This window comes from Longilinea arvoryzae, from assembly GCF_001050235.1.
Taxonomy (GTDB): Bacteria; Chloroflexota; Anaerolineae; order Anaerolineales; family Anaerolineaceae; genus Longilinea; species Longilinea arvoryzae.
This window is the reverse complement of the sequence record NZ_DF967972.1, coordinates 1,167,408-1,187,214: the sequence shown is the minus strand read 5'-3', so window position 1 is coordinate 1,187,214 and position 19,807 is coordinate 1,167,408. Positions and strand designations below refer to the sequence as shown.

Genomic DNA, 19,807 nt, shown 5'->3' with positions numbered 1-19,807 from the left:
AATACTTTCGGGCCTTACCTGTAGTATAGAGTAGAACCCATGAACGTCCCTGACGACCTTCCTGCCCAATTCGAACGTTTTTACCCGGCGGTCTTTCGCTACTTTCGGCTGCGCGGCGCAGATGCCGACACGGCCAATGATCTGGCCTCGGCAGCCTTCGAACGCGCCCTGCAGAATCGCAGGCGCTTCGACCCGCGCCGGGGCAGCTTCGGCGCCTGGATCTTTACCATCGCCCGCAACCTGGCCGCCAACCACTGGGCTTCGCCCGCCAGCCGTCCGGCCGACCTGGCGGAGGATCTGGCCGCGCCTGGAACACCGCCGGAGTTGAGCCTGATCGAAATGGAAGAGCGCCAGGCGCTGCTGGCTGCCCTGGCCGGACTGGACGAGCGCGAACGCGACCTGCTGGCGCTCAAATTTGCCTCGCGCTTTACCAACCGCCAGATCGCCGAACTGAGCGGCCTGAGCGAAAGCAACGTCGGCGTCATCCTTTACCGCGCCTTGAACCGCCTGCGCATACGCCTTTCCAGCCGCGCCGCGGAGGTATCTCATGAGTGAAAACGATTCCATCCTGGCCTTCAATCGCGAACTCGACCGCCTGCTGAGCGGAGCATCACCCGACGGCAGCCGGGCCGGGCTCGACCCCTCCGTTCGGGCGGCGCTCGAACCGGCCGCGCGAATCGCCGGCGCCGATTTTTCCGCCGAAATTCGTCCCCGCCGCGGCCTGAAGGAGCGCTGGCTTCAACACACCCGCCGTCCACAACCGCGTCCCACGCTGCGCTGGGCCTGGGCCGCCCTGGCCGTGGCGCTCCTCGCATTGCTGGTCATTTTCCGCCAGCCGGTGCTGGCCTCGTTGGGACGCCTGTTCGGTTTCGCCTATTTGCCGCAGGTCGGCTTTGTCGACCTCGATCAGGCGCGGGTGCTCGCGAACCCGGTTACGCAGGTGCACGAGGATCGTTCCCTGACCGTGACCAACGGCCTGATCACCGCCCGCGATACCCAGCTCTGGCTCGAATTCAACGACCAGGCCCGCCCCATCGACGGCGCCTGGCTCGAGACCCCCGACGGGCAGCGCTTCGAGCTGCTCAACTGGGGCTGGTCGCCCGATGAGCCCGGTTCGCTCGGCGTGGTCGCGCTCTTCCCGCCCCTGCCGGCCGATGTGACCGCGGTGACCCTGGCCCTGCCCGAGGGCTGGCGCATCCCGCTGACCTGGGTGCCGGGGGGCGAATCGGCTCTGGCCCCCGCCAACATCAGCGTCCCATATCCCACCCCCGCGGAGGGAGCCGCCGAGACGGGCGCGCCATCCAATTGCGCCGAGGTGCTCGAAATTCGCATCTGCGTTCAGGCGGCCGCGCGCACGCCGGACGAGCTGCAGGTGCTTGTGGAAGCCACGCCGTCCGGGCAGTTCATCCCCGGCTCGCCCTTCAGCCTTTCCCCCTTCGAAAACAGCGGCGAAACCGCCGGCATCCTCCTCAGCGACGCGTCCGGCAACGCCTTCCCCATCGACCCGGACTACATCCGCCTGCTGGGCGATGAATCGAATCTGACCTCCACATTGACCTTCCCCGGCGCTCAGGTCCTCACCGGTCAACTTAACCTGCAAATTCCGGCCGTGTTGGCCTCCATTCCGCTGGCCGATGAACTCGTCGTCGACCTGGGCCCGGACCCGCAAACCGGTCAGGCCTGGGAGATCGACCAGACCATCGACGTGGCCGGGCAGCCGCTGCACTTCGGGCATGCCGAGCTGAACGGGGACGGCGTTAATTCGCTGACCCTGACAGTCACCTCCGACCCGCTCGACGACAGCGCCGTGCTGCGACCCTACGCGCTCGAAGTCGGCAGGCCCGAAGGCATTAATGACCGCTACGGTGCGGGCAGCGGTCCGGATGGCATCTCGATTCAGGTCGAACTGCTCCAACCGGACGGGCTGGTGAGCGGTGAATTGCGCATCCCGCTGACGAGCGCGGCGCTCAAGGCGCGCGGCCCCTTTACGCTCAGCTTCGATGCGCCCGCCGAAGGCCTCGAAGCCACCTCCGAGCCGCAGGTCATCACCGACGGCGCCTTCGAGCCCCTGCCCACCGGCCAACCGTTGCCGATGGACGCCTTCCAGTACACCGGCCGGCAGTTGCATTCCGGCGACCTGCTGAGCGTGGCGCAGGAAGGCGATCATTCCCTGCTCTATGCCGCCTCCGCGGAGTCGGATTTCGCACCCGAACCCGTGGCCACCCTGCCGGGTCAGGTCCTGGCCGCCTACGCTCACCCGGACGGCCTGGGCATCGACTATCTGACCGGCGACGGCGACTCCACTTCCAGCCTGCACTACCGCCAGTTGTACACCCTGCGTTTTGCCGAAGGCGCCCCGCGCCTGCTGGTTGGCGGGTTCGAACGCAACGCCTATGATTTCGCCTGGTCCTTTGACGGTCGCTTCCTGGCTTATCTGGCCGCCAGCGATCAGCCCGGCGCGTCTGGCCAGCGCTACGTACGCGTCATCGACCTGACCTGCCGTGAAAGCGCCGCCTGCGACGCGTTCACCGCCGACACCGGCGCGCAGGACCTGTACGCCATCACCTGGTCGCCGTCCGATTACCGCATGGCGCTGGGCGGCGCAGCCCAGGACCAGCTTTCCGGCGCCAGCGACATCTTCCTGCTCGCATTGGACCCTGAGACAGGCGCGACGCAGTTGCAAAACCTGACCCAATCGCCGCAGATCGACGATCGATCGCCCGCCACCTGGACATCGGACGGTATGGCCCTGTTCTTCGCCTGCTCCACCGGCGCCACCGCGATCAACGAATACTCCCTGTGCCGCAGCGATCTGCAGCCCGGCACCGATGAAGTCGTCGTACCCGTGTTGCCCTGGAACATGCAGTTCCCGCGTCTGGCCGCCGATCGCTGGCTGGTCGACGGTTCGCCGATCCTGTCGGACGGCGTTTACAGCCTGCGCAGCTTCGACCTGCAAACCGCCCAGTCCGCCGCACTGCTCGGATGGCCGGCTTCAGGCAAATATGCCGTCGAGATCTCCGTCTCGCCGGATGGGAAAAGGGTCGCGGCGAACATCGCCGACCTGGGCGGCCTGCTGGTCATCGACGTGGAAAGCGGCTCGAAACGCCTGGTCCTGCCCTCCGGTGCCGGTTCACTTCTCTGGACCGGATGGATAAAGTAGGGCTCATCCTGTTATTTTCTTAGCGATCCCGAAACCAGAATCATGCGCTGGTTTCGACGCCCCACAGGGGCGCGGCTAAAAAAAATGCGTTCCTCAACGCGCCGCGCCCCTGTTTTGCACGCTATAATCAACTTATCGGATTCGTTACAAGCGGAGGTGCTGCATGGAATCCACCCGGATGCCGGCCTTATTCATCGGACACGGCAGCCCGATGAACGCCATCGAAGACAATGAATTCAGCCGGGGTTGGGCGGCCGCCGCGCGCGATCTGCCCCGCCCCACAGCCATCCTGTGCATATCGGCGCACTGGGAGACGCGCGGATGTTACGCCACCGCCGGTGAAAAACCGCGCACCATTCACGACTTTGGCGGCTTTCCGCGCACGCTCTATGAGGTCCAGTACCCGGCCCCGGGCCAGCCTGAACTGGCCGAACGCCTGGCAAAGCTGGCCCCGGACGCCAACATTCAGCCGAGCCATGACTGGGGGCTGGACCACGGGACCTGGTCGGTGTTGCGCCGCATGTTCCCGCAGGCGGATATCCCGGTCGTGCAGCTCAGCCTGGACCGCGCGCAGGACGCCGCCTTTCATTATCGATTGGGCCGCCAGCTGGATGCTCTGCGCGACGAAGGCGTGCTGATCGTTGGCAGCGGCAACCTGGTTCACAACCTGCGCCTGATGGTCTGGGAGGATGCCGCCTTCGATTGGGCGGTCGAGTTCGACGCCCAGGCCCGGGATTGGATGCTGGCCGGGCAGCACCAGCCGCTCATCGAGTATGAAAAACTGGGGCATTCGGCGGCCCTGGCCATCAACTCGGCCGAACACTACCTGCCCCTGCTCTACATTCTCGGCCTCAAACGGCCCGAAGACTCCATCGCCTTCTTCAACGAAAAGTTGTGGGGCGGGTCGCTTTCCATGCGGTGTGTGAGGATTGGGTGAGGAGTGATGCGTGAAGAGTGAAGAGTGAAGAGTGAACCGTTCTTCCGTTTCACGACTCACCCTTCACCCCTCACGACTTACTTTTCGTCCAGCGCCAGCCCCGCCGCCCAGGCGCGGATCGCCTCCCAATCGCGGCGGTCTTCGTCGACGCTTTTCATCATCTTCGACATCATGCGTTCCAAAAAACTGAGTTTCGACAGATCGATCTTGCCGGCAAAGAAGGCTTCGGCTGCCGGCGTCACCAGCGCATGGATCGGCGCGGTGTAAGCCACGCGCGCCTGGCGGCTGGCCTCGTCTTCCCCCAGGTTCTCCATGTGCACCGAGAAAATCGCCACCGGCATCCCGGCCAGTTGTGCCTGCTCGCGTTGGATGAGCGCCTTCGCATCGGGCAGCCACTGGCCGATGCGCACCGCGCTGCCGATCACCACCGCCTGATAGCCCTCCAGGCTCGGTACGTCTTTCACCGGTCGCAGGTCCACGCGGGCGCCGGATTTGCTGAGCGTCTCGGCGATGACGCTGGCCACTTCGGCGGTCGACCCGGCTTTGGTGGCATAAGTTACCAGAATATTCTTGCCCATTTTCTGATCCTCTCCGTAGTCCATTTCAGGCAACGAAATGGCTGGGGGCGTCGCCCCCAGGACAACCAACCCGCCCGCGACCAGGGTCGCGCCGCTGATTTTCAGGAATGTTCGCCGTGAAATCTTAGTCATGGCTCACCTCGCGCACGCTGCGCAGCATCAAGAAGGTCAGAATGATTCCGGCCAGGATGATCAGGACGAACAACGCGCTGATGACCGGTTCCAGGGGCACCCCGGCCAGCATCTGGCTGACGATCATGGCGATCAACGCCGCACCGAACAGGGTCGCCTTGAACAGCAGCACGCTCGAGAGGGCGTAGCCCCAGGCGCGCTTCTTCAGCAGCAGGACGGCCGTAAGCAGAGCCGTGGGCACGATCACGCCCAGGTCGAGCGCCTGGATCACCAGGGTGGTGTAGGATTCCAGCCCGTTCACGCCGGCCGGGCCCTGCATCACCGTCCAAATGCGCTTCAACCAGGCCAGGCTCAGGAAGGCGGCCAGCCCAAACAGGAGCACAATAATACCCGTGCGTGGGAAACCCTTTCCGATGTGTTGGGTGACAAAATCAGGATCCAACCCGGAAAGCGCCAGGATGAAGGCGAACAAACTGAGGGAAAACAGGGCCACGTAGACCAGGAACAGCGAATTGAAGGCCGTCAGGAAGGCCATCGACGCATACGTGTAGAGGAAGTAGCCCAGCGCGCCGGTCAGCAGCAGACGGCCGCGCAGCGAGCCCCTGCGGGTAAGCAAAATGGCCGCGATCAACAAAGGCACGCCCAGAACCAGGGTGACCACATCCTGGCCCATCATCTGGGCCGCGCCGCTGACCGAGTCATACTTGTACAGGCCGTGACCGTAAAGCTGGACGGTTTCCCCGCGCAGGCTGGTGAAATCCAGCGGCTGCCCGCTGCCCTGACCGAACACGCCCGCCGCTGAAGCAACCAGTGCCAGCAGGGCAATCAAAATGGATAGACGAATCAGAATTACCGTGTGTTTCATTTTCGAACCCTTTTCGAGATAAACCAGGCGTTAATGCCCGGTGGATAGCTCATTCGAACCCGTTTCTTCCTCCGGCAGGATCAAACGCGTGATCATATCGATCACCTGCATGCTGACCCGTGAAAAATCGGCCTGGCAGTTATGCATGACCTTGTTCTGCAGCATGGCGGCCCCGTTACCCACGAACCACATCAGAAACGCCAGGTGAAGCGGCCGGAAATCCTGCGGCAGGCGAACCTGACCGCTCTGGACCATCCCGGTCACAAAATCGATCAGCCCTTTGAAATCCGGATCCTCCAGGAAGGCGTCGAGACTCTCCGGCATGTGCTCGGTCGAATTCATGATCAACTCATAGTGGGCCGGGTAGATGCGTGCAAACTCCAGGTAGGAGGCGAACAATGCGCTGAAGGTTTCGGCCGTGGACATCCCCGGGCGCAGATGAGACTGCTGGATTTTGGCGGAGAATTCCTGGCCCTGCTTGCGCAGCGCATCGATGATCTCATCCTTGTTCGCAAAGTACTTGTACAGGGCCGCCGGCGAATAATCCACCTTTTCGGCCAGGGCGCGCATCGAAAGCCCATCGATGCCCTGCTCGGCGAGGATGGCTTGCGCAGTCTCGAGAATGCTCTGGCGGGTGCGCTGGTAGCGCCGTTCACTTGGAGGGATTTCCTGGGTCATATTTACGCCGTTTCTTTTATGAACAATGTTCACTATTTATACAGCGTTATATTTGGGCTGTCAAGGGGTAAATCAAAAAAAACCGGATCGAATTCGACCGGCCGGATCGTGCGACACGTTCTTCTTCATTGCTCGCTCCCCGGACCCCACCGGTTCGAGATGCGATCGAACGCGCTTCTTTACAGAATTATCCCCGAGGCGAATCAAATAAACGGCGGCAGGAATGGCGGGTCATCCAGCGAATAGCCTTCCAACCAGCGTTCCGCGCCCATTTCGCGCAGCATGCGTGCCCCGGTCTCCCAGGCCAACCGGCGGCGTTCCGGATCCCGGGCAGCCTGGGCCATCATCAGCCAGGCGGCCGCGGCTTCGAATTTACGACTCGTGCTTGTGGCCAGGTCCAGACTTTGCTGCAAAAGATCCCCGCGTTCTTCAAGCGGCAGCAGGCTGGCCAGGCAGCGCAGGGCGATCTGCTCGAGATTGGACATCTTTTGCTCGCGGCTGACGCGGATCACATCCTGCATCAATTCGATTGCCGCGGCTTTGTCACCGTTCTTTTCCCGCCAAAAGGCAACCCAAATCCAATGGAAATAATGCGCATCCCGGTTGCCGCGTTTTTCATAATGCGCCAGCGTCTCTTGATAGACGTCCATGATCTCACTGTAATCGCCCTGAAAACAACGCGCAATGGCCAGATTCCATTGGCCGCGCTTGATTTCAGTGGTGTAGTTCAATTTCTTCGCCAGCCGGACCTGCTCCTGCATGGTTTTCACGGCATCTTCCACCGCGCCTCGAAACAGGTAGACCAGGCCCAGGTTGCCGCTTACGTAGGTATACATCTGGTCCATGCCGATCTTCCGGTACAGATCCAAAGCCGCTTTCAGGTTGGCTTCGGCCGGGTCCAACTCACCCATCGACCAGTAAACCAGTCCCAGGTTGCTCAGGCGCGATTCGGCGTTGAGAAAATCCCCTGCCTGCCGGTAAAGGGCAATGCAATCGTTCAGATCGTCGATGGCTTCGGCGTAATGCAGCCGCAGCCAGTTCAAAGTGGAACGCTGGGTCAGCAAATCCGCCGACCGGATCAGGTCCACCGATCCGCAGCGCCGGTCCAGAGCGATCATTTCCCCGGCCAGCGCGATCGCCTCATCGACCTGACCCTTTTCGCGCAGTTTTTGCAGCCAGCACAGATTGAACTCCATCCAGGCGCCCACCATCCCGGCCGGCACTTCTGCGGCCGGGCGGTCCCCCATGAAACGCTCGCGAACCCTCGCAAGGATCACATCCGTTTCGTCTCCTCTTCCGGAATAACGCAGGGAGAGAAACAGGATGCGCAGCGCTTTGGCCTCGAGTTCGACTGGCACCTGCGCTGCCTGCATTACGATATTACACTGTTCGATGGCCTCGTCGAACCGCCCGTCGAACAGGAGCAGGTCGCCCAACGCGCAGCGATATTCGGCCCGCCGGGCCAGGTTTTCGCGCGGGGTGTGTTCGAGCGCGAAACGCAGTTCGGCCCCCCAGGCATAGGTCAGTTCCCAGCGCACCGGCAGCGGGTGCAACGCGGCGATGAATTCCAGCGCCTTGCCCGTCAATTCCGGGTAACGATGGGTCTCGCTCAACAGCGTCAGAAAACTGTGCGCGTGCGTTCGCTGTTCGGCCGGCGGGGTGGCCCGCAAATAATCCAGCGATCGGTCCAGGCGTTGGCCGAGCAGGCGAATATATTCTTCCTGCCAGAAAGCGGGTGTGGAATCAGGCATCCTGCTCACCGGAAGTGCGCTTGTCGCCTTGCCCGGTGGACCAGAGTTTAAGAATGTCCGTTTGCAGGAAGGTAACCGTCAACCGGTGCAGCCGGTACAGGGGGCGTTCCTCCCCGCCGTTAATTTCCAACAGGGAAAACTGGTCGAGCTCTTTCAATGCCTCGAAGAAGACCTCATCCGGCTGGCCGCTCATCAGGCGTAAGAAATCGATATCCTCGCCTTCGGCATCGGCCGGCAGGAAGGACAGCAAAAGTTGGCGCGCCGGATCGTGCAGCGAATTCCAGGTTTGCCAGTACAGATACCGGTACAGGGTGTCGTTATCCTGCGCGACCTTCTTGAAATCTTCCGCCACTTCATGGCACGGGCGCAGGTGAATTTGCATGGCCACCATCTTCAGCGCCAGGGGCAAACCGCCGATCACGTCGTAAAGCTCATCGATACAAATATCACTGATAGCGCGCTGCTGGCCGCGCCGGCGAATCTCATTGCTCAGCAGGTCCAACGCGCGCGCCTTATCCAGTTCCCGGACGTTCAAGGTATAAACGTAGGGAAATTCCCGCAGGGTTTGGCGCGAGGTGAACAGAAAACGGCTCGCTCCGGCCAGTTTGGCCAGGTTGGGCACCAACTGGCTGAATTCCTCAGCCGTTTCGAGATTGTCGACGATCACCAACGCCGGCTCCTGTGCGAGGGCCGCGCTCAGCCCCTCCAGGCGTTCAGCCAGGGGTTTGTTGGCCAGTCCGGTCAGATTCATCTGCTCCGCCAGGCGGACGCTGATATCCTCCAGGGTTCCGGCCGCGTCCGCGTTCGGCAGCAGTGTACCGTCTTCGGTCAGGAATGCCTGTCGCGCGCTGACCCATAGGATTTTTTGCCATTTTGCGTTGACCTCCGGCAAAGCGGCAAAGCCGCGCGCCAACGCGGTCTTGCCGATGCCGCCCATACCTTCCAGGCTGACCATGCGCGGTCCGGCTGGATCGTTGAACAGGTAGGTCAATTGCGCGAAGTAATCCTTCGCGCCGATCAGGCGGGTGTAATCGGGCAACGGAAGGTTCTGCGACCGGCCGGCGGCATTTTGCTGCGCTTCCAGAGCCGCCCGCTGCAATTTTTGAGTCAGCACGGAGAGGCTTTGCTTCAACCGGCGCCGGAATTGTTGCGGCACCACATTGGCAGCCCGAGCCAGCTCTTCCACCCCAAATTCGACGATCGAGTCATAGCGAAAATACAGCGCACTCCAGGCTTCCAGATCGCTGTTGTGCGAATTGAAATCGATCTGGATCTGCTGAAGGGCCTCCCGCCGGTTGGCGGGTTGGATCGCCGGCAGGTCTTCCACCTGACGGGCAGCCAGATAAACCTGCTGGATGGTATTGTGAAACCAATCTTCGAGTTTGACCCGGTTCGCCACTTTTGAATGGCCGGCCGCCCAGGGAATCGCGAGCAATTCTTCGGGCACAGATTCCCCGCAGCGCAGCGCCTTCAGGCAATCCTCAACAACTTCAGGGGTGATGTTTGCCAGGTCCATGTTCGTTTCAGGTTCGTTTATGGTTCGTTCGTTATGGAAAATGTGAAGTGAATTGGGTAGTATTGTATTAGAGACCAGACTACCCGGTAAAACCAAAGTGTAGAGTATTTACCGTTTCGAACAGGCGCGGGGAACTTGCCAAAAGTTCAGGGGAACCCGCGCCTGAACTATTAAAACAAAGTTCAGCGGTCGGGTTCAGGGATTATTCTACCATCAAAAATACATTCGACGAGAAACAAATGGGGCCAAATCGCCTGAAATGGTACCATCGTCAAGCGGCCTGAGAGGGATGCATCCCTCGGTCTTTAACCCAAAATCAGCCGAAAAAAACAGCGTCCGGAAGGATCGACCTTCCGGACGCTGCATTATAGATCACACCTCAAAATGTCTGGCATCCGGGATTAACGTCCGTGACGACCTCCTTCCATGCCATTCATGCCGCCCCAGCCCAGGCCGAAGCCGCTGGTATCGGCAGCCTTCGCCAGCAACAGATCCGCCTGCGCCTGGGTGATGGTGCCGTCTTTCACCGCCTGCGCCACGGCTGATTCGAAGGCGCTTTGCATGGCGCCGGTGAACTTATCGCTGGCCGCCAGCGCCTGGCGAGCCTCGATCAGGTCCGCCTGATCCTGGGTGAGGCTGCCGCTCGCGACCAGAGCCGACAGATGCGTATCGAGCGCCTTGCTGCGCGCCGCGGTCAGGGCATCCTTGCTGATGCCCAGCGCATCCGCCAGGAAAGAATCGAAATCGATGCCTTTGGCGCTCAACCACGCGCCCCACCGTTCGCCCAGCGGAAAAGCCGAACCGTTGGCAGTAATTTCATCCGCCTGCGCCTGGGTGATCAATCCATCAGATACGGCCTTGGCCAGCGCGGCAGTTTCGGCCTGCGTCTGAGCCTTCACCAACGCGTCGCTGGTGATGCCCAACGCAGTCGCCAGTTCTTCACGGGTATAGACGGCGCGGTCGCCTTTCAGCCCGCGGCCAAGCGTTTGGGTCGTTTGGGAAGCCGCCGGGGTCTTCGTGGAAGCAGAGGCGGAAGTGGCGGTGGCAGTGACCGCGCTGGTCGCGGTGGGAGTGGAATTTGCAGCGCTGACCTTGCCAATGACGCTAAAACCTGCAAAACCTCCGGCCGCAAGAACGACAACCAATAAAAGTGGCATCCAACGTTTCATTCGCATGAATATTCTCCTTTGGAATACGGGATTGCTTACTTCAGTCCGGGCCGGATTCCATACGTACGGGATGGATCCTTTTTGGACTACGCTGAAGAATAGCGCACAATGGTTCAGAATTGATTTAGAAATTGTGAGGATGTCATGAATTTCAAATTAAAATCAAGAATTAATACCGGGGATATAATTTAAGCATCGATATTATTTCAGGAGGCAGTAGGATGGCGAAGCGATTGGAAGGTAGTGTAGCATTGGTAACTGGCGCCAGCAGCGGCATCGGCGAAGAGACTGCCCGTCAATTGGCCGCCGAAGGCGCGGCGGTGGCGCTGCTGGCGCGCCGCAAGGATCGCCTGGAGACGCTGGCAGTCGAGATCCACGCAGCCGGCAGCCGGGCGCTGGCGCTACCCACCGATATCACCCATCAGGATGAAGCCGTGGCTGCGGTCGATCGAACGCTGGCCGAATTCGGCCGGTTGGATATCCTGGTCAACAACGCCGGGGTGATGTTGAACGCCAACATTCTCCACGCGGACACCACCGAATGGGAGCGCATGATCGACCTGAATTTGAAAGGCCTGCTGTACGTCACCCACGCCGCGCTGCCCTATCTGTTGAAAGCCGCCGAAGACTCGCCCCGCAAGGTGACCGACGTGGTCAATCTCAGTTCGGTGGCCGGCCGGCGCGCCCGTCTGAGCGCGGGCGTTTACAACGCCACCAAGTTCGGCGTCGTTGCCCTGACCGAATCGCTGCGCCAGGAAGTCACCGCGCGCCATGTGCGCGTCTCGGTCGTCGAACCGGGCGTGGTCAGCACCGAATTGGACAGCCACATGAAGGCGGAAAACCGCGCCGCCAGCATGAAACCCTTCCAGGGGATCACGGCCCTTGAGCCGCAGGATATCGCGGAAATCATCGTCTTCATCGTCACCCGCCACTGGCGCTCGGCCATCAACGAAGTGATGGTGCGCCCAACCGAGCAGTCGTTCTAATCATCGACAGTCGCGGGGAGGGTTAAGGCAGATTCTTGCCCGAACCCTTTCCGACGCTGATATGGATCGTTCCCGATTGATGCACGCGGTTCCACAGGTGAGGTGATGATGATCGACCGTTCGCCTGATTGGCGGAAATTGATCTTCCTGACGTTGGCCCGCTTTTTGGGTGGGATGGCCCTCATCGCCGCGCTGTTTTTTGGCTGCGCCGGCAGGTTGGACTACTGGCAGGCCTGGGCATATCTGGCAATGCTGGCGGCGCTGATGACGGCGACCTTCGTCTGGTTGTTGCGAAACGAACCGGATCTGCTCGAACGGCGCACGCACACCCGGGAACGGGACAAGACCCAAAAGTGGGTCATCGGCGTATCCGGTATCGTGTTGACCCTCCTTTTCGTCCTGCCCGGGCTCGACCGCCGCTTTGCATGGTCGCAGGTCCCGTTCTGGCTGGCGCTGCTGGGCCTGGCGCTGGCGATCGCGGGTTATGGGCTGTACTTTTGGGTCATCCAGGCCAACCGCTTTGCCTCGCGGGTGATCGAAGTGAGCGCCGGACAGAAGGTCATCGACAGCGGTCCCTATGCGTGGGTGCGCCATCCAATGTATCTCGCCATACTGATCTTTCTAATTGGTACTTCATTCGCGCTGGCTTCCTACTGGACGCTGGTTCCCTCCCTGGCGATGGCGCCCGTGCTGGCCGTCCGCGCCTTCGATGAAGAAAAAACCTTGCGAAATGAGCTGCCCGGTTACGTCGAATACACCCAAAAAGTACGCTGGCGGCTGTTTCCAGGGGTCTGGTGAAGGTCAGCAGGGCGAAAACCATGGGCTACCTGCAGGATTTGCGTGCGCTCGTCGGTCACCGGCCGTTGATTCTGCCGGGCGCCTGCGCGTTGCTGATCGACCCCTGCGGGCGACTGCTGATGCACAGGCGCCTGGACAACGGCCTGTATGGCATCCCCGGCGGAACGATGGAACCCGGTGAAAGGCTGGAAGAAACCGCGCGCCGCGAAACGCTCGAAGAAACCGGATACGCGGCCGGCGAATTGCGCCTGCTCGGCGTCTATTCCGGGCCGGCCTTGTTTTACTGTTATCCCAACGGGGATGAGACTTACCATGTCACGGCTGCTTACATCTGCACCGATTTCAAACCGGTGTCGACCGACCTGGACGGCGAATCACTTTCGCCGGAGTTTTTTCCGCTGGTGTCGCTGCCGGAGGCGGTCAGTCCGCCGATTGTGCCCATCCTGCGCGACCTGCAGGCGCTGTGGCTGCCTAAACAAAATGCCGCGGACGCCCACCCATGATTCACTTACGTTCATTTTCGTTGCGCCGCCCGGAAGCCCTGGAAGAAAAAGGCTTTCCGTTCAGCCTGCCGGTCGTCCAGAGTCTGGAGACGCTTGTATTCAGCGCTCCGGTGACCTTCTTCGTTGGCGAGAACGGCTCGGGGAAGTCCACCCTCCTGGAAGCGCTGGCCTGCGCGGCCGGCTCCATTACGGTCGGCAGTGAAAGCGTCAAAACGGATCCATCCCTGGCGGCTGTGCGCCGCCTGGCCGACCAATTGCGGCTGGTGTGGCAGAAGCGCACCCACCGGGGCTTCTTTCTGCGCGCCGAAGATTTCTTCGGGTATGCCCGCAAAATGGCCATGCTCCGTCTGGAAATGGAGGAAGATCTGCGTTCGGTCGACCGGGATTATCAGGATCGCTCCACGACGGCTGCAGCTTTCGCGCGCCTGCCCTATGCCAACGAAATCCACGATATCGAGCGCCGCTACGGCGAAGGCCTGGAGGCGCGCTCGCACGGCGAAAGTTTTCTGGCGCTGTTCCAATCCCGCTTCGTACCCGGCGGACTTTATCTGCTGGACGAGCCCGAAGCGCCGCTTTCACCCATCCGCCAACTGGCGCTGATCGCCGTCCTGAAGCAAATGGTCACCCAGGAGGCGCAGTTCATCATCGCCACCCACTCGCCCATCCTGATGGCCTTCCCCGAAGCCCTGATCTACAACTTCGACGTCATTCCACCCCGGCCGGTCGCGTACACCGACCTGGAGCACGTCAAACTCACCCGTGACTTTCTGGATAATCCGGATGCGTTTTTGGAGCATTTGTGAGAAATAATTAGCAATTTGCGGTGGATGGTTCGCTTTAAATGACAGGTCGAATGAAGCCAGTTGAACCTCATCCGACATCCCGTAAAAACAAGTTTCAGGTATCCGAACCCGATCCGTTCTTCTTGGGAACGGTTCACGACACAGGATTCAAGAATTTCGACTTAGCGTCCGATATTGAACCGGTAAATATTGGTGTGCCGGGCGACGAATCCGACCCGCACATACAGGCGGTTGGCGGCTTCGCGCGAGGGGCGTGAGGTCAGATCGACGGTCACGGCGCCTTCCTGTTTGGCACGCTCGATCGCGGCGCGCGTCAGCGCTTCACCGATGCCCTTGCCGCGCGATTCGTTATCCACCACCACGTCCTCGATCCAGGCGCGTACGCCGGTCGGCACGCGGAAAACGGCCAGCGTCAGCGACCCGACCAGTTTGTTGTTTTTATCAGGATCGCGCGCGCCCAACAGAATGCTGGCGCGGGAGGAAACGATGTCCTCCAGTTCAGCGCGCGTGGGCGGCGGGTTGGAGGAAGAAAGCTGCGGGATGAGGCGATGGAAAGCCTCCTCAATTTCATCCGTGACCTGAGTTATTTCAAATACGTCCATGATTTTCCTGTCAAATGTTTGGAGTATTCGCCTAGCGGGCTGGCGCCCGGAGTTATTGTAACTCAGAAAGAAACGCCCCGAGTAGTGCCTTTCTGGCGCGATTCCACGCCGTTGATCACACAAGGGCGCACGGCGGATCCGCGCTCAAATTCCGGGAGACTGCTAGCGCCGCCAGGGCGGATTCAGGGCATCGATCCGGGCATACACCGGGCAGGAAGGATCGTGCGCGCCGGGCAGATAGCCGACGCTCATCAAAAACTCGCCCACGATCTCACCGCCGGTGAAAACAAAATTCTTTTTAAACAACTTCACCCATTCTGCTTTGGGCAGCGGGTGGTGCGCGTCCAACCAGCCGCCAAACGAACCAAATTCAGATCGCAGCGCCTGGATGCGGCGCGCGTTCTCGATGGCCGCGTTGACCTTAAGCCGGTTGCGGATGATGCCCGGATCGCTCAACAGGCGAACCCGGTCAGCCTCACCGTAGCCGGCCACCCGGTCGATATCGAAGCCGTCGTAGGCCCGCCGGAAATTATCGGCTTTTTTCAAGATCGTGATCCACGACAGCCCGGCCTGGTTGATCTCGAACATCAGGCGTTCGAACAGCGCGCTGTCCGCTTGCAGTGGAAAGCCGTACTGGGTGGCGTGATATTCGGAGTTGAAGGTATCCTCAGGATGTTGGATGCAGTAATCGCAATAGGGCAGCAAGGCCTTCCTCCGGCGCAAAAGATACTTCGATTATAAAAGAAATAAGGGGCCTGGAGGAAGGCTCTGCATTCTCCGGCGTATAATCGAGGTATGATCGAAACCGTTCCCGGCAAATTGAAACTCTTCCTGGGATATGCACCTGGCGTCGGCAAGACCAACGCCATGCTCGAGGCCGCCCAGCAGCGCGCCCAGGTCGGTGAAAGAGTGCTGGTCAGCGGCGTGCAGCCGTTGAACGCCGAAATGCTGCCCCGAATGAAAAATATTCCTCTGGCCGCGGACGGCGGTCTGGATGTGACCGGCCTGCTGGCAGCCAAACCCGACCTGATCGTGGTGGATGATATCCATGCCGAAAATCCGGCGGGAGCGCGCCACCCGCGCCGTTACCAGGATGTGCAGGAGCTGCTGGAAAGCGGGCAGGATGTTTTTGCAGCTCTGGATGTGCAGCACCTGGAAAGCCTGATCGACGACGTGTATGCCATCACGGGCTATCGGGAACCCCTGACGGTGCCGGATGAAGTCATCGACAAAGCCGCGGTCATCGAATTGGTGGACCTGCCGCCCGAGGAACTCTTGCAGCGCTTCCGCGCCGGCCGGGTGGCCGCCCCCGAACTATCCTTGAGCGGCGCCGAGAAATTCTTCCGCCTGGGCAACCTGATTGCCCTGCGCGAACTGGCTCTGCGCCGAGCCGCGGGCCGGGTGGAAGCTCAGATGCGCGCCTATATGCGCTCCAAGGACATCTCCGGTCCCTGGGCGGCTGGCGAACGCATCATGGTTTGCGTCAGTTCACATCCGCTCTCCGAACGCCTGGTGCGCGCCGGGCGCCGTCTGGCCGGCGACCTGAAGGCTGATTGGGTGGTGGTTTATGTCGAAACGCCCGAAAGGGCTCGTTTTTCTGCCACCCACGCCCAGCGGCTGGCCGCCACACTGCGTCTGGCCGAGCAACTTGGCGCGCGCGTGGAACGGGTGAGCGGCCGGAATGTGCCCGAGGCCATATTGACCTATGCCCGTCAGAACAACATTACCAAGCTGATCATCGGCAGCCCGGCCCGCCCGCGCTGGCAAAAATTCCTCTACGGATCGGTGGTCGAAGAGATCATCCGCCACAGCGGCTCGATTGGTGTGTACGTGCTCAGTGACGAACGCGGACCTCTGCAGCCCGGGCTGCCGGAAACCTGGCGCCCGCAGGGCCACTGGCTGCGCTATCTCTGGGCCATCCTGTTGGTGGCCCTCATTACGCTCATCAGTTATCCCATTCACCTGCGCCTCGAGCCGACCAACCTGGCCATGTTCTACCTGCTGGGCGTGCTGGCCGCGGCCATCTATCTGGGGCGGGGTCCCGCCCTGCTGACGGCTCTGTTGGGCGTATTGAGTTTCGATTTCTTCCTGATCGAACCCCGCTTCAGCCTGAGCGTCGAAGACACACAGTACCTACTGACCTTTTTGGCGCTATTTGTGGTGGGTACGGTCGTCTCAGGGTTGGCCGGCACCGTGCGCGACCAGGTCGAGTCCAGCCAGCGCCGTGAAGCCCAGACTTCCGCGCTTTACGCGCTCAGCCGCGACCTGACCATTCAGCTCGACCTGCCCGCCGTGATGCAGACCGTTCTCGATCAGGTGGGCATTCCTTTTGGACGGCAGGCCGCCATTCTTCTGCCAACCGATGGGAAATTGACGGTGCGCGCTTCCAGCCCGGGTTTCGCGGAGGACGACGTGTCCCTCGAAGCCGCCGAATGGGCCTTCAAACACGGCCAACCATCCGGGCGGGGGACAAACACACTGCCCCAGATTCCGATTCGGTTTCAACCTTTGAGGACCGGGCAGGGCGCAGTCGGCGTTCTGGCGGTGCGGCCCTCCGATTCGGCTCATTTTCTGTCGCCCGACCAGCGCCAGCTCCTCGAAGCCTACTCCGGCCTGGCGGCCCTGGCCATCGAACGCGTTCTGCTGGCCGAAGAGGTGAACCAGACGCGGCTGACCCAGGAGACGGAAAAATTACAGACCGCTCTGCTCAATTCCATTTCGCATGATTTGCGAACCCCGCTGGCGGTCATCACCGGCGCCCTGAGCAGCCTGCACGAGGCCGAAGAAAGCACCCCGGACGCGCCGTTGATGGATCACGCCACGCGGTTGGAGTTGATCGATAACGGCTGGAGCGAAGCTGAGCGTCTCAACCGCCTGGTGGGCAACCTGTTGGACATGACCCGCCTGGAAGCCGGCGCGCTTCATTTGCGCCGCTCGGCAATCGACGTCGAAGAAGCCATCGGTGCGGCCCTGGACCGGCTGCATTCTCGTTTGAAAGGCATTCCCATCGAAACCCACATTCCCGCCGGTTTACCGCCGGTCAGCGCGGATGCCCTGCTCCTGGAACAGGTGCTGGTCAATTTGTTGGATAACGCCGCCAAATATACTGAAGGCAACGGTGCCATCGGAATTTCGGCCCGCGCGCTTCCGGAAGCGGTTGAAATTTGCGTGGCCGATCACGGGCCGGGCATTCCGCCGGAGGACCTGGAACGTATTTTTGATAAGTTCTACCGGGTACAGGCCAAAGGCGGTCCGCAGGGCACCGGTTTGGGACTTTCGATTTGCAAGGGAATCATCGAAGCTCACGGCGGGCAAATTACGGCCCGCAACCGGCCGGAGGGCGGCGCAGAATTTGCATTTACGCTGCCCCAGGCAGATGTTCCCCGGGAACGAATGATGTAGAATAACCCCATGGATGGAAACAATCCTGTTGCCGCTCAGGAAATCAGCGCGCACATTCTACTGATCGATGACGAACGCGCCATTCGACGCATGCTGCGGGTTGCCCTGTCCGCGCACGGCTACCAGGTTTACGAAGCCGCCAGCGGCGAGGAGGGCCTGCAAAGCGCCGCCTCGCAGCATCCGGATGTCATCATTCTGGATCTCGGATTGCCCGACCTGGATGGCGTGGAAGTCACCCGGCGGCTGCGTGAGTGGACGCAGACCCCCATCATCATTCTTTCCGTGCGCGGGGGGGAAGAGGATAAAATCGCCGCGCTGGATGCCGGCGCGGACGATTATCTGACCAAGCCCTTTGGCACCGGCGAACTGACTGCGCGCATTCGAACCGCGCTGCGCCATGCGCAGCCGTCCGGCGATGCTCAACCGATCTTTCAATTGGCCGGGCTGCGCGTCGACCTGCTGCGCCGGACGGTGACCGTCGATAATAAAGGCGTGGAATTGACCCCCACCGAATATGAAATACTTAAACTGATGGTGCAGCATGCCGGCAAGGTGGTCACGCACAATCAACTTCTGCGCGCCGTTTGGGGTACGGGATATGAAGACGAAGCCCACCTGCTGCGCGTGAATATCAGCAACCTGCGCCATAAAATCGAAAGCGACCCGGCGCAACCACGCTACATCCTGACCGAATCCGGAGTCGGTTACCGGCTCAAGACCGGTTAGCTGTCTGTCTCATCTCTCGATCCAGCTTGTCACAGGAGGTTGGAATGAATTTCGATCCTTATTTCGTTCGACCCAGACAAAAGATCGATTTACGAAATTGGGAACCGGACGATACGCATGCCTGGAAGGGCAGCGACAAGGCCGTTACTGAACTGGCCGATCTGACGGCAAAGCTGGAGAGTTTGCAGGAGCAACTCTACTGCGAGAGCAAACACCGCCTGCTGGTTGTATTGCAGGGAATGGATACCAGCGGCAAGGATGGCGTCATCCGCAAGGTTTTCGAAGGCGTCAATCCGCAGGGCGTGCGCGTGGCCAGCTTCAAGGTGCCCACCCCCATCGAACTGGCACACGATTATCTATGGCGCGTGCATTCCCAGACCCCTGGCAAAGGTGAAATGGTCATTTTCAACCGCAGCCACTATGAAGATGTGCTGGCGGTGCGCGTGCACAACCTGGTTCCGGAGAACGTATGGAAAAAGCGCTACAACCAGATCAATGAATTCGAACGCCTGCTGGTCGAGGAAGGCACCACGGTGTTGAAATTCTACCTGCATATCAGCCGCGACGAACAAAAAGAACGCCTGCTGGAACGCATCGAGACGCCCGAAAAGAACTGGAAGTTCAACCCGGGCGACCTGGAGGAACGCAAGCTGTGGCCGGAATACATGGCGGCCTATGAGGATGTGCTCAACCGCACCAGCACCGAATGGGCCCCCTGGTATCTTGTCCCGGCGGACAAAAAATGGTTCAGAAATGTCCTGATCTCGTCCGTGATTGTTGAAACGTTGAAGGGTTTCGATATGAAATACCCCACCCCGGAGGAGGATTTGGCGCCGTACGCGGCCCGCCTGCGCGCGGGGGAATGAAGAAAACAGGGATGTAGAGGATGAAGAGGATGTGGAAGAAGAAATTTTCCCCCTGGATATCCTGTCAATTTCTGCCCTTTCAATAGAATAGCAAGCGTCATTATGTTGAGTCCTCGGTCGGGGAAATGAAGATAGAGCGCAAGGCAATCCGACTGCCAGGATAGGATTGCGGTTATCTAGTTACCGGTGTGGCCCAGGGTCATTTTTGGCATTTTGTTTCTGACCGATCCGCCAGGGCACGGCCGGCCCAAAATCGTCCGCGGATTCAAAACATATTCCGCCCGGCGCATCCATTTGATCAACGGTGTGCCCGGGACGAAGGTATGGCAAAGGTC

18 protein-coding genes are annotated in these 19,807 nt (G+C 60.6%); 10 read left to right on the top strand and 8 right to left on the bottom strand.

The features are described from left to right. Positions 1-39: 39 nt before the first annotated feature. The 3 genes from LARV_RS05335 to ygiD all read left to right on the top strand — a co-directional run bounded on the left by LARV_RS05335 (position 40) and on the right by ygiD (position 4,097). Positions 40-555: an RNA polymerase sigma factor gene (locus LARV_RS05335; RefSeq protein WP_075072656.1), complete on the top strand. Its 516-nt coding sequence runs from the start codon at positions 40-42 to the stop codon at positions 553-555. Beyond that, entirely contained in the window at positions 548-3,160 is a 2,613-nt protein-coding gene (locus LARV_RS05330) for a TolB-like translocation protein (protein ID WP_075072655.1), read from the top strand. Before LARV_RS05335 ends, LARV_RS05330 begins: the two co-directional genes overlap by 8 nt. A 163-nt stretch (positions 3,161-3,323) precedes the next feature. Beyond that, positions 3,324-4,097 (top strand): 4,5-DOPA-extradiol-dioxygenase, encoded by a 774-nt coding sequence (gene ygiD, locus LARV_RS05325; protein ID WP_075072654.1) that lies wholly within the window; start codon positions 3,324-3,326, stop codon positions 4,095-4,097. A 77-nt stretch (positions 4,098-4,174) separates the two neighbouring features. On the opposite strand, the gene LARV_RS05320 is transcribed toward ygiD, so the two are convergent. From LARV_RS05320 to LARV_RS05295, 6 genes are all read right to left on the bottom strand, one after another. After that, a complete protein-coding gene (locus LARV_RS05320; protein ID WP_083522336.1) occupies positions 4,175-4,807 on the bottom strand; it encodes a flavodoxin domain-containing protein in 633 nt (210 codons plus the stop codon). Then, a complete protein-coding gene (locus LARV_RS05315; RefSeq protein ID WP_075072653.1) occupies positions 4,800-5,672 on the bottom strand; it encodes a hypothetical protein in 873 nt (290 codons plus the stop codon). Before LARV_RS05315 ends, LARV_RS05320 begins: the two co-directional genes overlap by 8 nt. A gap of 30 nt (positions 5,673-5,702) precedes the next feature. Then, positions 5,703-6,350: a TetR/AcrR family transcriptional regulator gene (locus LARV_RS05310; protein WP_075072652.1), complete on the bottom strand. Its 648-nt coding sequence runs from the start codon at positions 6,348-6,350 to the stop codon at positions 5,703-5,705. A 203-nt stretch (positions 6,351-6,553) separates the two neighbouring features. Beyond that, positions 6,554-8,101, bottom strand: a complete 1,548-nt coding sequence (locus LARV_RS05305; RefSeq protein ID WP_075072651.1) for a tetratricopeptide repeat protein — start codon at positions 8,099-8,101, stop codon at positions 6,554-6,556. Next, positions 8,094-9,617, bottom strand: a complete 1,524-nt coding sequence (locus LARV_RS05300; protein WP_075072650.1) for an NB-ARC domain-containing protein — start codon at positions 9,615-9,617, stop codon at positions 8,094-8,096. The genes LARV_RS05305 and LARV_RS05300 overlap by 8 nt, the downstream gene beginning before the upstream one ends. A gap of 401 nt (positions 9,618-10,018) precedes the next feature. Beyond that, on the bottom strand, positions 10,019-10,792 hold the full coding sequence (locus tag LARV_RS05295) for a hypothetical protein (RefSeq protein WP_075072649.1): 774 nt from the start codon (positions 10,790-10,792) through the stop codon (positions 10,019-10,021). A 215-nt stretch (positions 10,793-11,007) separates the two neighbouring features. Here LARV_RS05295 and LARV_RS05290 point away from each other — a divergent pair, with 215 nt between their 5' ends. The 4 genes from LARV_RS05290 to LARV_RS05275 all read left to right on the top strand — a co-directional run bounded on the left by LARV_RS05290 (position 11,008) and on the right by LARV_RS05275 (position 13,876). Continuing rightward, positions 11,008-11,772 (top strand): SDR family NAD(P)-dependent oxidoreductase, encoded by a 765-nt coding sequence (locus LARV_RS05290; protein ID WP_075072648.1) that lies wholly within the window; start codon positions 11,008-11,010, stop codon positions 11,770-11,772. 108 nt (positions 11,773-11,880) lie between these two features. After that, positions 11,881-12,570 (top strand): methyltransferase family protein, encoded by a 690-nt coding sequence (locus tag LARV_RS05285; RefSeq protein ID WP_172797785.1) that lies wholly within the window; start codon positions 11,881-11,883, stop codon positions 12,568-12,570. A gap of 20 nt (positions 12,571-12,590) precedes the next feature. After that, positions 12,591-13,073, top strand: a complete 483-nt coding sequence (locus LARV_RS05280) for an NUDIX hydrolase (protein WP_075072647.1) — start codon at positions 12,591-12,593, stop codon at positions 13,071-13,073. Beyond that, on the top strand, positions 13,070-13,876 hold the full coding sequence (locus LARV_RS05275; protein ID WP_075072646.1) for an AAA family ATPase: 807 nt from the start codon (positions 13,070-13,072) through the stop codon (positions 13,874-13,876). The genes LARV_RS05280 and LARV_RS05275 overlap by 4 nt, the downstream gene beginning before the upstream one ends. A 161-nt stretch (positions 13,877-14,037) precedes the next feature. On the opposite strand, the gene LARV_RS05270 is transcribed toward LARV_RS05275, so the two are convergent. Both LARV_RS05270 and LARV_RS05265 read right to left on the bottom strand, forming a co-directional pair. Further along, on the bottom strand, positions 14,038-14,478 hold the full coding sequence (locus tag LARV_RS05270; protein ID WP_075072645.1) for a GNAT family N-acetyltransferase: 441 nt from the start codon (positions 14,476-14,478) through the stop codon (positions 14,038-14,040). Positions 14,479-14,640: 162 nt separating this feature from the next. Beyond that, positions 14,641-15,180: a DNA-3-methyladenine glycosylase I gene (locus tag LARV_RS05265; protein ID WP_407936367.1), complete on the bottom strand. Its 540-nt coding sequence runs from the start codon at positions 15,178-15,180 to the stop codon at positions 14,641-14,643. A 93-nt stretch (positions 15,181-15,273) separates the two neighbouring features. Between LARV_RS05265 and LARV_RS05260 the strand changes: the two genes are divergently transcribed. The 3 genes from LARV_RS05260 to LARV_RS05250 are packed head-to-tail and all read left to right on the top strand — an operon-like array spanning position 15,274 to position 19,472. Then, positions 15,274-17,880 (top strand): sensor histidine kinase, encoded by a 2,607-nt coding sequence (locus LARV_RS05260; RefSeq protein WP_075072644.1) that lies wholly within the window; start codon positions 15,274-15,276, stop codon positions 17,878-17,880. A gap of 9 nt (positions 17,881-17,889) precedes the next feature. Continuing rightward, positions 17,890-18,606: a response regulator gene (locus LARV_RS05255; RefSeq protein ID WP_075072643.1), complete on the top strand. Its 717-nt coding sequence runs from the start codon at positions 17,890-17,892 to the stop codon at positions 18,604-18,606. 44 nt (positions 18,607-18,650) lie between these two features. Beyond that, positions 18,651-19,472 (top strand): polyphosphate kinase 2 family protein, encoded by an 822-nt coding sequence (locus tag LARV_RS05250; RefSeq protein ID WP_075072642.1) that lies wholly within the window; start codon positions 18,651-18,653, stop codon positions 19,470-19,472. The last annotated feature ends 335 nt before the right edge of the window (positions 19,473-19,807 follow it).